Below are 13,165 nucleotides of genomic sequence, written 5' to 3'. Positions count from 1 at the left end.
GTGGATTCGTCGGGGTCACGCCGACGGATCCACGCCGTTCAGGCGCGCACGGGGACGCCGGCGGCGGCGAGGCCCTCCTTGACGTCCCCGATGCGCAACTGGCCGAAGTGGAAGACGCTGGCCGCCAGGACGGCGTCGGCGCCGGCCTCCACCGCGGGCGGGAAGTGCTCGACCGCGCCCGCTCCCCCGCTGGCGATCACCGGCACGCTCACCTCGCTGCGCACCGCGCGGATCAGCTCGACGTCGAACCCGGCGCGGGTGCCGTCGGCGTCCATCGAGTTGAGCAGCACCTCGCCGACGCCGAGCTCCGCGGCCTGGACCACCCACTCGACGGCGTCCCGGCCGGTGCCCCGTCGCCCGCCGTGCGTGGTGATCTCGAACCCGGAGTCGGTGACCGCGCCGTCCTGCACCCGGCGGGCGTCCAGCGACAGCACGAGCACCTGGTTGCCGAAGCGGTCGGCGATCTCGGCGATCAGCTCCGGCCGGGCGACGGCGGCGGTGTTGACGGCGACCTTGTCCGCGCCGTTGCGCAGCAGCCGGTCGACGTCCTGCACCGAGCGCACCCCGCCGCCGACGGTGAGCGGGATGAAGACGCTCTCCGCCGTCCGCCGGACGACGTCGTAGGTGGTCTCGCGGTCGCCGGAGCTGGCGGTGATGTCGAGAAAGGTCAGCTCGTCGGCGCCCTCGGCGTCGTAGACGCGGGCCATCTCCACCGGGTCGCCGGCGTCGACGAGGTCGACGAAGTTGACGCCCTTGACCACCCGGCCGGCGTCGACGTCCAGGCACGGGATGACCCGCACGGCGAGGCTCATGCCGGAAATCCGCGGACGGCGTCGGCCTCGATCTCGACCAGCATCCCGGGGTCGATCAGCCCGGCGACCTGCACCATCGAGGTCGCGGGCCGGACGTCGCCGAACGCCTCGCCGTGCGCCCGGCCGACCTCCTCCCAGCGGCTGATGTCGGTGACGAACATGCGGGTGCGGACGACGTCGGCCAGCGAGAACCCGGCCCGCTCGAGCGCGTCGCGCAGGTTGGCGATCGCCTGCCGGGTCTGCGCGCCGGCGTCGCCGGGGTGGACGACGACGCCGTCCACCGTCGCGGTCGTGCCGCTGACCCAGGCCGTGTCGCCGCGCACGACCACCCGGCTGTAGCCGACGACCGGCTCCCAGGGCGCCCCGGAGCCGAACCGCAGCACGCTCATGCGGCGTCCTCGGTGACCTTCAGCGCCTCGGGCAGCGTGAACGCGCCGGCGTAGAGGGCCTTGCCGACGATGGCGCCCTCCACGCCGATCGCGGTCAGCCCGGCCAGCGCGCGGATGTCGTCGAGCGAGCTGACCCCGCCCGACGCGATCACCGGGCGGGCGGTCGCCGCGCACACCTCGCGCAGCAGGTTCAGGTTCGGGCCGCGCAGCGTGCCGTCCTTGGTGATGTCGGTGACCACGTAGCGCGCGCAGCCCTCCTCGTCGAGCCGGGCGAGGGTCTCGTACAGCTCGCCGCCCTCGCGGGTCCAGCCGCGGGCGGCCAGCCGGGTGCCGCGGACGTCGAGGCCGACGGCGATCCGGTCGCCGTGCTCCGCGATCGCCCGGGCGCACCACTCCGGTGACTCCAGCGCGGCGGTGCCGAGGTTGACCCGCCGGCAGCCGGTCGCCAGGGCGGCGGCCAGCGATGCGTCGTCCCGGATGCCGCCGGACAGCTCGACGTCGACGTCCAGCTCCCCGACCACGCGGGCCAGCAGCTCGCGGTTGGAGCCGCGGCCGAAGGCCGCGTCGAGGTCCACCAGGTGCACCCACTCCGCGCCGTCGCGCTGCCAGGCCAGCGCGGCCTCCAGCGGGTCGCCGTAGGAGGTCTCGCTGCCGGCCTCGCCCTGGACCAGGCGCACGGCCTGGCCATCGGCGACGTCGACGGCGGGGAGCAGCTGCAGCTTCGGCACGACCAAAGCGTATGCGGCCCCCTGCAGAGTCCCGCCGCGAGCGTGCGACGGCGGGGCAGGGGGTCCTTCTAGATCTCGGAGATCCCCGCGTCCGGCGCGAGCTCGTGCGCGGTCACGAACCGCGACTCGTCGGAGGCGAGGAAGACCACGGCGTCGGAGACGTCCTCGGGCAGGGTGCCCTCGACGGGGAGCAGGTTCATGAACATCGCGCCGAGCCGCTGGTCCTCCGCCATGGCCGCGCCGATGACCTCCTGCATGCCGCCGGAGCCCATCGGGGTGGCGACACCCGTCGGGTGGACGCTGTTGACGCGGACGTTGTGCCGGGCCAGCTCGACCGCGAAGGCCTTCGCCATCCCGCGGACGGCGAACCTGCTGGTCGTGTAGTGGACCATGAACGGCTGCACCTTCAGCCCCGCCACCGAGCTGATCAGCACGATCGACCCGCCGCCGGCCCGCACCAGGTGCGGCGCGCCGACCATGACCGTGTTCCAGACGCCGGTGACGTTGATGTCCATCGTGTCCTGGAACTGCTGGGGAGTGACGGCGTGCCAGGCGCTGGGCGTGCAGATACCGGCATTGGCGACGACCACGTCGAGCCGGCCGAGCTCGGCCACGGCGGCGTCCACCTCGGCGCGCATGCCCTCGAGATCGCGGACGTCGCGGCGCACCGCGACCACCCGCCGGTCCTCGCCCTCGACCAGCCGCACCGTCTCGTCCAGGTCCCCGGGCTTCGGCTGGTCGTACGCGATGCCGGGCAGCTCGCCCGGGGTGTCCAGGGCGATGACGTCGGCGCCCTCCCGGGCCAGCCGGACGGCGTGGCTGCGGCCCATGCCGCGCCCCGCGCCGGTGACGAAGGCGACCTTGCCCTCCAGGCGTCCTGCCACGGGTTCCTCCTCAGCGGTGGGGAGCCGCAACGTATCGGGCGCATCCGGCAGAGTGGCCACGTGGAGTTCCGCGACGTCGTCCGGCGGCGGCACATGGTCCGCGACTACGACCCCGACCGGCCGGTGCCCGCGGAGCTGCGGGAGCGGCTGCTCGAGCACGCGATCCGGGCGCCGTCGGCCGGCTTCAGCCAGGGCTGGGCGTTCCTCGTGCTGGAGACCGAGGAGGAGCGGGCCCGGTTCTGGACGGCGACGACGTCCGGCGGGCCGCCCGACTCCTGGCTGACCCGCATGCGCCGGGCGCCGCTGCTGATCGTGCCGCTGTCGCACAAGGCCGCCTACCTCGCCCGCTACGCCGAGCCCGACAAGGGCTGGACCGACCGCGACGAGGCCCGCTGGCCGGTGCCGTACTGGGACATCGACACCGGCATGGCGGCGCTGCTCATGCTGCTCACCTCCGTCGACGAGGGGCTGGCCGCCTGCTTCTTCGGGATCCAGCCCGAGCACCTGGCGTCCTTCCGCGCTGCCTTCGGCGTCCCGGACGAGTACACCCCGATCGGCTGCGTGTCGGTCGGTTACGCGGGCACGGCGGACCGCCGCTCCCCCTCCCTGCGGCGCGGCCGGCGCGGCACCGACGAGGTGGTGCACCGCGGGCACTGGTGAGCCGGTCCGGAGCGTTGGGCGGGTACGTCGGCCTGCGTAGGCGGAATACCGCTCCCAGGACGACGACGGCGCACAGGAAAGCGGCGCACCATGGGCGCGCGGAGAACGACAGGAGGCGGCCAGATGCCCGAGCCCCGGATGCCTGCGCCCCGGATGCGTGCCGGTGACGCCGACCGGCAGCAGGTGGTGGAGAAGCTCGGCCGGCACCTCGGCGAGGGCCGGCTGACGATGGACGAGTTCGACGAGCGGGTCGTCCGCGCGCACGCGGCGGTGTACCTGGACGAGTTGCCGGCGCTGACCGCCGACCTGCCGGAGCCCCCGGCGCCGGTCCCCGCGCGGCCGGTCCGCCGGCCGGGCCCGCCGCCGGCGGTGGCCGCCGTCCTGCTGGTGCTCGCCGCGGCGTGGACGGTGTCCCTGGTGGCCTACGGCGTCGCGCCGATCCTGCCGCTGATCCTGGCGTTCCTGTTCCTGCGCCACCAGCGCTGGAGCCGGCGCTGGTAGGACCCGCGTGGTCCTGGGGCTGCGCCGGGGCCTGGGGCTGCGCCGCGCCGGGCGGCGCACCAACCTCGGGCTGCTGACGCTGCTGGTCGTCGCGGCGGCCACGGGCGTGCTCGCCTACGGCGTCGGGACGACGACCGCGGCGCGGGTCGTGGTCGCCGTCCACGGGGCGGCCGGGCTGGGACTGCTGCTGCTCGTGCCGTGGAAGGCGGTCGTCGTCCGGCGGGCGTGGCGGCTGCCGCCCGAGCGCCGGGCGCCGGCCGCGGCGCTGTCGCTGGCGGGGCTGGTCACCGTCACGGTCGGCTCGGGGGTGCTGCACGCGGTCGGCGTGACCGGCGGCGGGCTGACGCTGCAGGTGCACGTCGCGGCGGCGGTGTGCACGCCGGCGGTGCTGGTCCTGCACGCGTGGGGACGGCGGCAGCGGTTCCGGCGGGCGGACCTCGGCCGGCGGGCGCTGCTGCAGGCCGGCGGGCTCGCGGTCGGCGCCGCGGCGCTGTGGGGCGCCGCGGAGGGCACGCTGCGGCTCACCGGCGCCCCCGGGGCGGACCGGCGCGCGACCGGCTCGGCCGAGCAGGGCAGCGGCGATCCCGCCGCGATGCCGGTGACGCAGTGGTTCACCGACACGGCGCCCTCCGATCGCGGCGACGTGGTGGACGTCGTCAGCGGCGGCCGGCGGACGGCGGTGCCGGTGGCCGACCTCGCCCGCGGCGACCGGGTGCGCGCCGTCCTCGACTGCACCGGCGGCTGGTACGCCGTCCAGGACTGGGCCGGGGTGCGGCTGGACCGGCTGCTCGCCGAGGTGGCCGGCGACCTCCCGGACGGCGGCAGCGTCGACGTCGTCTCGGCCACGGGCTACCGCCGGCGGCTGCCGCTGTCCGACGCCGGCGCCCTGCTGCTGGCGACATCGGCGGCCGGGCGGCCGCTGTCGGCCGGGCACGGCGCGCCGGTGCGGCTGGTCGCCCCCGGCCGGCGCGGCTTCTGGTGGGTGAAGTGGGTGGTGCGGGTCGAGGTGGTCGACGCGCCGTGGTGGCTGCAGTCGCCGTTCCCCTTGCAGTGATCAGCCGAGCGGGACCGTGGCCGAGACGAGCACCAGGTCGGAGCTGTGCGTGCCGGCCGCGTCGACGCCCGGCGGCCGGGGCGCGTACCCGGGCAGCCCGTCGAGCCCGTTGCTGCCGTCCATCACCCGCAGGCCGAGGGCGCCGGCCGATTCCACGGTGATCACGACCTCGATGCCGTCGGGGGGCAGCGCGTGGAAGGACAGCCACAGCGACGACTCCCCCAGCGCCTCCTCGGCCACGTCCCGGCCCTGGGCGCGGGCGCCGACCACCGTGCCGCCGCCGGTGTCGAGGTCCAGCAGGACGAAGCGGACGCCGTCGCGCTGCGGCCGGATCCGCAGGGAGACCTCGCGCCGCTCGCCGGACACCCGGTCGGCCAGCGTCTCGACCGCGGGGGCGGGCAGCGCCGCGACCTGGGCCTTCCCCGTCCAGTAGTCGTCCAGCTCCCGCAGGTACGGGTACTCGGCGTCCAGCGGACGGCGGACGTCCATGTAGTGCTCGGTGTACGAGCCGGGGTCGGACTCGGCCGAGGCCCACCACGCCTGCTCGGTGTCGGTGTCGAGCACGTAGACCAGCTGGCTGGGCACGGGGTGGCGCTCGTCGAACCGGTCCACGACGAGCCCGGCCGCGGTGCAGGCCGCGGCCACCAGGACCGCGATCCCCGGCACGGCCACGGCGCGCAGCCGGCGGCCGTCGTCGGCGAACAGCAGCTCGGCCGCCGGCAGCAGGGCGAGGGCGCACAGCGTCGTGAAGACCGACGGCACCGCCGCCGACGACAGTCCGAGCGCCGGCAGGAACAGCGTCACGGTGGGCACGAGGACGGCGACGGCGACCGCGCCGGCGATGAGCGCGGCGATCGGGCGGGCGGCCGGGGCGGTGACCAGCGCCGCCAGCGCGCCGGCAAGGGCGGGCAGCGCGGCCAGGTAGGAGCCGCCGGGCGCGAGCGCCGCGAGCGCCCCGCCGATCAGCGCGAGCCAGACCTGGGCGCCGGTGATCAGGGCGGGCGCGCCGATCCGCTCGCGCAGCAGCGCGTACCAGCTCAGCACGACCGCGAGGACGAGCGCGACCGTGGCGACCCGGTACCAGCCCGGCCGCCACGGGTCCAGCATCGAGGCGTAGCCGGGGCGGATGAGGACCAGCGCCATCCACAGCGCCTGGGCGGCCAGGGGCGCCAGGGCGAGCGGGAGGAGGGCCAGCGCCGTCCCGGCCGCCGTCCGGCCGAGGGAGCTGATCCCGCGGCGGGCGTTGACCAGCACGAGCAGCCCGACCGCGACGACCGCGGCGATCGCCAGCGGCCAGACCAGCGCGGCCGGGTAGCGCACCAGCTGCCCGAGCACCGGGAAGTAGGTCGCGTCGTCGTCCGCCGGCTCGGCCAGCGTGGTCAGGTCGCGGTCACCCAGGTCGCGGGTCAGCGCGAGGGCCACGTCGCCCAGCCCCTGCAGGCTCGCCGGGTCCTGCCGGTCGGGGGTGTCCTGCGGCCCGTGGTAGGCGGCGGCGCCGTCGATGAAGGCGGTGTTCAGCCCGGTGTAGCCGCCGTCGGCGAGGAACGGGGTGAAGTCCGTGTCGTTGGGCAGCGCCCGGTAGACCTCGACGGCGAAGCTGGTCGCCACGGGGTTCGGCACGGCGTCGGCGTAGACCGCCGCCAGGTCGGCGTTGCCCAGCGACGTCTCGAACATGATCGGCGGGCCGCCGGTGCCCCGGGCCTCGAAGTTGAGCACCACCCCGCCCCGGGCGAGCGGATGGGAGGCGACGAACGCCTCGGCGCCGCAGAGGCACGCCTCCTCGGAGTCGGTGAGGACGACGACCACGTCGTTGCGCAGCTGCGGTCCGGCGGCCAGCGCGCGCACCGACTCCAGCAGCGCCGAGACACCGGCGCCGTCGTCACTGGCCCCGGGGCCGGCCTCGGCGGAGTCGTGGTGCGCGGTGAGGAACAGCCGGCCGGTCGGGTCGCTGCCCGGGAGGACGGCGACGACGTTGCGGACGTCCGCCAACTGCGCGCCGTGGGTGTCCGAGTACCAGGAGCCGACGGCGTTCTGCACACGGGTCTCGAGCCCGAGGCCCGTCAGCGTGTCGGCCAGGTACCGGACGACGTCGGCGTCCGCGGCGCTGCCCGCGACGTGGTTCTGCGTGCCGAGCCGCTGGACGTGGTCGAACGCGCGCTCGGCGCTGAACCGGTCGGCCGGGGCGTCCCGGGGCTCGGGCGACGGCGGCTGCAGCGCGACGACCGTCCACGCGATCAGCCCGAGCAGCAGCGCCACGACGACGAGGCCGCCGAGGCGGGTGGTGGACCGCAACGCGTGCCTCCAGGTACGCCGGTTTCAGGACGGCGTCACCCTAGGTGGCGAAGGCTGAGCGGACCGTCGTCAGGCCAGCGTGTCCAGCCAGTTCGTGAGCAGCTGGGCGCCGGCGTCCCCGCTCTTCTCGGGGTGGAACTGGGTCGCGGAGAGGGCGCCGTTCTCGACGCCGGCCACGAACCGGTCGCCGTGCTCGGCCCAGGTGACCAGCGGGCGGGCGATCGGCGACGGCGGCCCCTCGGTGCCGAGCGGGAACTCGCGGACGCCGTAGGAGTGCACGAAGTAGAAGCGCTGGTCGGCGAGCCCGTCGAAGAGCACCGTGCCCTCCGGTGCCTGCACCGTGTTCCAGCCCATGTGCGGCAGGACGGGCGCCTTGAGCTGCTCGACCACACCCGGCCATTCCCCGCAGCCCTCGGCGTCGTGGCCGTGCTCGACCCCGCGCTCGAAGAGGATCTGCATGCCGACGCAGATGCCCAGCACCGGGCGGCCGCCGGCCAGGCGCCGGTCGATCAGGCGCGGGCCGTCGACGGCGCGCAGCCCCGCCATGCACGCGGCGAAGGCGCCGACGCCGGGCACGACCAGGCCGTCGGCGTCGAGGGCGGCCTGCGCGTCGGCGGTCACCGTCACGTCGGCGCCGACGCGGGCCAGCGCCCGCTCGGCGCTGCGCAGATTGCCCGACCCGTAGTCGAGGACGACCACCTTCTTCACGCTGCCCACGGTACGTGCCAGCGGATCACCGGCCGCGGCGATTCCCGGCGGCGGAGGTGTCGGGCATCGCACGTCCGCGGGGCGCGAGGTCGGCGTGGACGCCGTAGTGGTCGCTGGGCTGCACGCCGTCGACCGGCTCGTGCACGGCCGGCCCGGCGGCGACGATGCGCAGCGTCGGGCCGTGGTCGCCGCAGCGGACGAGCACGTAGTCCACCCGCCGTCCCTGCGTCTCGCCGGGCTCGTCGATCTCGCGGAGCGGGTTGCTCGGGACGAGCGTGTGCCCTTCGGCGTCGCCGTGGACGGCCTCCCAGGCGTCGCGGTAGGCGGTGCTCACGCCGTCCAGCGACGTCCGGCCCGTGAGGAAGCGCATGCTGCTCGCCTGCGGCTCGGCGTTGAAGTCGCCACCGAGGACGACGTGCGCCGGCTCCTTCGCGATCAGCTCCTCGACGGCTCTCACGACCGCCACGGCCTGCAGTTCCCGCTCCCGCTCGGCCCACCGGGCCCACGAGTTGCCGTGGCTGCCCACGATGAGCCGGCCGACGGGGCTGTCGACCTCGGCGAGCACCGTTCCGCAGCTGTAGTCGTGCGTGCGGTCGGTCAGGTGCAGGTCCACCTCGTGGACCGCGCGGACCGGCCACCGGCTGGCGACCGACGAGCCGCGGTGGGTGCCGTCGCCGACCAGGCCCTGCTGCTGGTGGACGAGGTGGTACCCCTCCCCCAGCAGCTCGGCGGCCTGGTCGTAGCCGCCGTCGACGATCGCCTCCTGCAGCGCGAGGACGTCGGCGTCGAGCTCCCGCAGGCGCCGCTGCAACGCGGGCCGGCGCCGCTCCCAGTCGCCGTGCCGGGCGAACAGGTTCACCGTCGCGGCCCGGATGGAGCCGGCCGGCCTCCCCTCGGTCATCGTCGTCACGCTAGTGGCGCGTGCGGGCCTCATGCCGATACAAGAGGTGACGGGGGACGGCCCGTGTCCACCGCGTCCCTCACCCCGTCGAAGGGATCCGCGTGCTCAGCGATCATCGTGATCATGGCCGGCAACCTGCTGTGGGCGTGGGCCCTGGTCGACGCTGCCCGAACTCCCCGCGACGAGTTCCACAAGGCCGCGTCCAGCAAGGTCGAGTGGCTGCTGATCATCGCGCTCACCTGGGTGTTCGGCGCCGCCGGGTACCTGTTCAACGTCCGGCGGGAGATCCGCTCCGCCAGATGAAGTCGTTCGCATCGGGCCGTCACCCATCACCTCGTGCAGTGCGTCGGGCGATCTGTGGACAGGCTGCTGACCTGGGGATTCAGGTCGCGGAACACTCCTCGGAGCGGTATGCTTCGAACATCTGATCGAGTGTCGGGGAGGTGTTCGTGGACGAGCTCACGTCGGTGCTTGACGCCCTCGCCGACGAGGACCTCCACGCCCTGACCGGATCACAGCTGCTCGACCGCACCGCCGACCTGGTGGCACAGCAGAACCGGATCGCCGCCGAGCTCGCCCGCACCGTGCGCACCGCCGAGAACAAGCAGGCGTTCACCACCGATGGGATGGCCACGGCACAGTCCTGGCTGCGCGGGCACTGTCGCCTCTCCGGCAAGGCGGCGTCGCGCGTGGTCCGCCACGGCCGGACGCTGGAGCAGCTGCCCGCCGTCGCCGCCGCGCACGCCGCGGGGCAGCTCACCGCCGATCAGGTCGATGCCATCGGCAAGATCACCGGTCCGCGGCCGGTCGCGCTGGCCGCCGCCCAGGGCATCGACCTGACCGAGGTCGCCGCGGTGCTGGCCCGCTTCGCCGCCGGACATCGGCACGACGAGCTGGTCCGCCTCGTGCACACCGTGCTCGAGCGGCTCGACGCCGACGGCCCCGAGCCCGATCCCACCGAGGAACGGTTCCTGTCCTTCGCCAAGCACGCCGACGGCTCGGGCACCGGCCGCTTCCACCTCGACCCGCTGGGCATGGAGAAGCTGCAGGCCGCGATCGAGTCGCTGCTGCAGGCCCACCGGCCGGCCGGCGATGCGCGCACCCGGCCCCAGCAGCAGGCCGACGCCCTCGTCCAGCTGGCCGACATCCATCTCGGCTGCGGCACCCTGCCGCTGCTGCGCGGCGTCAAGCCCCAGGTCGCGGTCCGGGTGAGCAGCGAGGACCTGGCCGACCCGGCCACCGGCAGGGGCGCCGCGCGGGCCGGGTTCGGCGCGATCTTCTCCGCCGCCCGCGCCCGCCAGGTGGCCTGCGACGCCGAGCTGCGCCGCTACCTGCTCTCCGCCGACGGCGAACTGCTCGACTACGGCCGCGCCCAGCGGCTGGTCACCCCCGGCCTGCGCAAGGCCGTCGAACTCCGGGACGAGCACTGCGTGTTCGCCGGCTGCGATGCCCCGACCTACTGGTGCGAGGTTCATCACGTCGTGCATCGGCTCTTCGGCGGCGAGACCTCCGCGGAGAACTCCGCGCTGCTGTGCGAGCGGCACCACACCCAGGCCCACCACGGCTTCCGCGTCGAACGAGACACCAACGGACGCTGGCACACCTACCGCCGCGACGGCACCGAGATCTTGGTGCTCCGGCCACCCGCCGACGACCCGGAGCTCGCCCGCGCCGGCTGAGCGAGCGCCCGCACCCCCGGCGGGATCAGCCGGTGCACGGCGGTTCTACGTTGAGCCGGTGGTGGAGCGCTGGTTCGAGGACTACGTCCCGGGCGGGACCGCCGAGTACGGCCCCCTCCGGGTCGACGAGACGCAGGTGGTCGACTTCGCCCGGGAGTTCGATCCGCAGCCGTTCCACGTCGACCCCGACGCGGCGACGACCGGACCCTTCGGAGGCCTGATCGCGAGCGGCTGGCACACGTGCGCGCTCATGATGCGGCTGTTCGCCCAGGAGTACCTCTCCCCGGCGTCCTCGCTGGGATCGCCGGGCGTCGACGAACTGCGCTGGATCCTGCCGGTCCGGCCCGGCGACGAGCTGACGCTGCGCACCACCGTGGAGGAGGCACGACGCTCGGTCAGCAAGCCGGATCGGGGCATCGTGCGCACCCGCATCGAGCTGGTCAACCAGGCAGACGACGTGGTGCTGCGCATGATTGCGATGAACCTGATCCGCACCCGGCCCGACTGACCCCGATGAGGCCGGCCCCGTCCGGCGCGGCCGGATCAGCCCTGGACCACCGACCAGAGCAGGCAGAAGGCCAGCAGCAGCACGCTGACCCCCACGGTCGCCGACGTCACCGATGTGCGCACGTCACACCATCCCGAATTTCTCGCTGTGGACACGGTCGGCCGGGATCTCGAGGGTCCCCAACGCGGACTCCACGGAGCAGACCACGTCCTCCCTGGCGCAGATGAAGTACTGGAGGGATCGGCGGGCGGCGGGCAGGTGCCGGTCGAGCAGCGCGGCGTCGACGCGCCCCCGCTCGCCCTGCCACTGATCGGACGGGCGGCTGATCACGTGCACGACGCGCAGGTTCAGCCGGCCCTGCAGGCGGGCCAGTTGACGCACCCCGGTCACCTGGTCCTCGTGCCGGTTGCCGAGGAACAGCCAGATGGGCCGGCTGTCCCCCTGGTCGGCCAGCGTCGCGAGCATCGACAGGAACGGCGTCACCCCGACCCCCGCGCCCACGAAGACGTAGCCCATCCCGGGGTGGTCCTCCAGCGTGAAGGACCCGTGCGGACCGTCCACGTAGACGCGGTCGCCGACCCGCAGGGACCGCAGCGATCCGGTGAAGGAGCCCACCTGCTTGATCGTGAACTCCAGCTGTGACGAGAGGGCGCTCGAGGAGATGGAGAAGGGGTGGTACGTCGGCGTGAACGGGTTGCGGCTGGGCAGGATCCAGGCGAACTGGCCGGCCCGGAAGGAGAAGCCCGGTCCCGCGTGGCGGAACGCGGGCTCCAGCCCGACGGTCAGGCTGCCGCCCGGCTCCGGCCACAACTCGGCCACCCGCCACGGCCGCAGGCTCAGCCGCAGCGGCTTGACCAGGCGCACCCACACCGCGAGCCAGAGGAAGGCGGCGGTGTAGACCAGCCAGACGCCGCGGACCAGCGGCTGGCCGAAGTAGTAGTCGACGAGGAAGGCGTGCCCCAGGGCGGCTAGGACGATGAGGACGCCCAGCGCCGAGTGCAGGACGTGCCACACCCGGTAGCTCAGCCGCAGCGCCCGGCGCCAGATCGAGGTCACCATCAGCAGCGCCAGCGCCGCGACGGACAGCCACGCGAACGTCGCCCGCAACGGCAGGTCCGCGAGGTCCAGCAGCGCCCGGTACTTCTCGTCGGCCAGGAACAGCAGCACGGGGTGACCGAAGGCCGCGGTGGTCGCGAGCAGGGAGATCTGCCGGTGGTAGGCGAGGACGACGTCGATGCCGAAGGGCGCCGAACTGCGCGAGAAGCGGGCGGCGAGCGCGAACTGCAGACCCAGGACCGACAGCGCGACGAAGCCCAGCGCGACGGACAGGTCGACGAGGAAGCCCCGCCCCGGCTTCAGCTGCGGGAGGCACAGGGCGAGCGGGGCGACTGCGACGAGCACGTGCAGCCCGAGCCACCCCAGCCGGTGGGCGCTCCGCCCCGGAGCGGCGCGGCGAGCCCGGGTGACGCCCGGCTGGACCTCCCGATGGCCGTTCGGGAGCTGGATCAACCGGTGCCCGCTCGGGTGCGGGTCGTGGAAGATGACGCGGTTCTGCGAGGGGCTGACGACCGACGTCATGCCGGCCCTCCCGACGGGAGGTGGCAGGCGGGCAGCATGGAAAGCCTTCCGAGCGCGGGGGTGCGGGCCCAGCGCGGCTGTGCGCGGCGACCACAGGCGTTATCGATCTGTAATCAAACCTGCGCGTTGCGTGACCGTCAACCCGCACCTCGGCAACTGTGCATGAATGCGCAGCTCAGCTTTGGCGCGTGGGACTCCCCACAGTCACACGGGCCCCACCTACCGTCCCGGGCGGCGTCACAGCAGGCGGAGAACGCCCGCCGCGGTGGCCAGCAGCGCGGCGATCAGCAGGACCACCGCGAGGACCACCTGGGGCGCCGAACGACCGCGGGCCTCGGCGGCCTCGGCGCCCGAGGCCCTGCGGCCGGCGGGAGGGCTGTCGTCGTCCTCCGCGCTCATCCGCCACATGCTCCAGGCGCCGCCGAGCAGGAACCCGCCGGCGATCAGCAGGACCGGACCGAGGTCCACGGA

General features: G+C 74.5%; 15 protein-coding genes. 6 read left to right on the top strand and 9 right to left on the bottom strand.

Features of this window, described 5'->3' with window-relative positions; genetic code table 11:
• Positions 1 to 38: 38 nt before the first annotated feature.
• The 4 genes from hisF to AB3388_RS11665 form a co-directional block, all read right to left on the bottom strand.
• Positions 39 to 812, bottom strand: a complete 774-nt coding sequence (gene hisF / locus AB3388_RS11680; protein ID WP_495410941.1) for an imidazole glycerol phosphate synthase subunit HisF — start codon at positions 810 to 812, stop codon at positions 39 to 41.
• Entirely contained in the window at positions 809 to 1,201 is a 393-nt protein-coding gene (locus tag AB3388_RS11675) for a RidA family protein (RefSeq protein ID WP_495410940.1), read from the bottom strand. The genes hisF and AB3388_RS11675 overlap by 4 nt, the downstream gene beginning before the upstream one ends.
• Complete coding sequence (gene priA / locus AB3388_RS11670; protein WP_495410939.1) at positions 1,198 to 1,929, bottom strand: bifunctional 1-(5-phosphoribosyl)-5-((5-phosphoribosylamino)methylideneamino)imidazole-4-carboxamide isomerase/phosphoribosylanthranilate isomerase PriA; 732 nt, start codon at positions 1,927 to 1,929, stop codon at positions 1,198 to 1,200. Before priA ends, AB3388_RS11675 begins: the two co-directional genes overlap by 4 nt.
• A gap of 68 nt (positions 1,930 to 1,997) precedes the next feature.
• Positions 1,998 to 2,813 carry a mycofactocin-coupled SDR family oxidoreductase gene (locus AB3388_RS11665; RefSeq protein ID WP_495410938.1) on the bottom strand — a complete coding sequence of 272 codons (816 nt, stop codon included), beginning with the start codon at positions 2,811 to 2,813 and terminating at the stop codon, positions 1,998 to 2,000.
• A 60-nt stretch (positions 2,814 to 2,873) separates the two neighbouring features.
• Between AB3388_RS11665 and AB3388_RS11660 the strand changes: the two genes are divergently transcribed.
• The 3 genes from AB3388_RS11660 to AB3388_RS11650 all read left to right on the top strand — a co-directional run bounded on the left by AB3388_RS11660 (position 2,874) and on the right by AB3388_RS11650 (position 5,028).
• On the top strand, positions 2,874 to 3,473 hold the full coding sequence (locus AB3388_RS11660; RefSeq protein WP_495410937.1) for a nitroreductase family protein: 600 nt from the start codon (positions 2,874 to 2,876) through the stop codon (positions 3,471 to 3,473).
• Between the two features lie 123 nt (positions 3,474 to 3,596).
• Positions 3,597 to 3,974, top strand: a complete 378-nt coding sequence (locus AB3388_RS11655; protein ID WP_495410936.1) for a DUF1707 SHOCT-like domain-containing protein — start codon at positions 3,597 to 3,599, stop codon at positions 3,972 to 3,974.
• Positions 3,975 to 3,981: 7 nt separating this feature from the next.
• Entirely contained in the window at positions 3,982 to 5,028 is a 1,047-nt protein-coding gene (locus AB3388_RS11650; RefSeq protein ID WP_495410935.1) for a molybdopterin-dependent oxidoreductase, read from the top strand.
• On the opposite strand, the gene AB3388_RS11645 is transcribed toward AB3388_RS11650, so the two are convergent.
• From AB3388_RS11645 to AB3388_RS11635, 3 genes are all read right to left on the bottom strand, one after another.
• Complete coding sequence (locus AB3388_RS11645; protein ID WP_495410934.1) at positions 5,029 to 7,320, bottom strand: M28 family peptidase; 2,292 nt, start codon at positions 7,318 to 7,320, stop codon at positions 5,029 to 5,031.
• Positions 7,321 to 7,389: 69 nt separating this feature from the next.
• Complete coding sequence (hisH, locus tag AB3388_RS11640) at positions 7,390 to 8,028, bottom strand: imidazole glycerol phosphate synthase subunit HisH (protein WP_495410933.1); 639 nt, start codon at positions 8,026 to 8,028, stop codon at positions 7,390 to 7,392.
• Between the two features lie 25 nt (positions 8,029 to 8,053).
• On the bottom strand, positions 8,054 to 8,929 hold the full coding sequence (locus tag AB3388_RS11635) for an endonuclease/exonuclease/phosphatase family protein (protein ID WP_495410932.1): 876 nt from the start codon (positions 8,927 to 8,929) through the stop codon (positions 8,054 to 8,056).
• Positions 8,930 to 9,052: 123 nt separating this feature from the next.
• Here AB3388_RS11635 and AB3388_RS11630 point away from each other — a divergent pair, with 123 nt between their 5' ends.
• From AB3388_RS11630 to AB3388_RS11620, 3 genes are all read left to right on the top strand, one after another.
• The gene (locus tag AB3388_RS11630) at positions 9,053 to 9,232 is read left to right on the top strand and encodes a PLDc N-terminal domain-containing protein (protein WP_495410931.1); all 180 of its coding nucleotides are present in this window, start codon (positions 9,053 to 9,055) and stop codon (positions 9,230 to 9,232) included.
• Positions 9,233 to 9,378: 146 nt separating this feature from the next.
• Positions 9,379 to 10,608, top strand: a complete 1,230-nt coding sequence (locus tag AB3388_RS11625; RefSeq protein WP_495410930.1) for an HNH endonuclease signature motif containing protein — start codon at positions 9,379 to 9,381, stop codon at positions 10,606 to 10,608.
• A gap of 58 nt (positions 10,609 to 10,666) precedes the next feature.
• On the top strand, positions 10,667 to 11,116 hold the full coding sequence (locus AB3388_RS11620; RefSeq protein WP_495410929.1) for a MaoC family dehydratase: 450 nt from the start codon (positions 10,667 to 10,669) through the stop codon (positions 11,114 to 11,116).
• 123 nt (positions 11,117 to 11,239) lie between these two features.
• Here the strand turns inward: AB3388_RS11620 and AB3388_RS11615 are convergent, their stop codons facing one another.
• Both AB3388_RS11615 and AB3388_RS11610 read right to left on the bottom strand, forming a co-directional pair.
• Positions 11,240 to 12,694, bottom strand: a complete 1,455-nt coding sequence (locus AB3388_RS11615) for a ferredoxin reductase family protein (protein WP_495410928.1) — start codon at positions 12,692 to 12,694, stop codon at positions 11,240 to 11,242.
• 237 nt (positions 12,695 to 12,931) lie between these two features.
• Positions 12,932 to 13,162 carry a hypothetical protein gene (locus AB3388_RS11610; RefSeq protein WP_495410927.1) on the bottom strand — a complete coding sequence of 77 codons (231 nt, stop codon included), beginning with the start codon at positions 13,160 to 13,162 and terminating at the stop codon, positions 12,932 to 12,934.
• Positions 13,163 to 13,165 lie beyond the last annotated feature (3 nt).

It is taken from the genome of Geodermatophilus sp. SMS 5-13 (genome assembly GCF_059428245.1).
The sequence above is the reverse complement of the archived record's forward strand: the minus strand, read 5'-3'. Positions and strand labels throughout refer to the sequence as shown.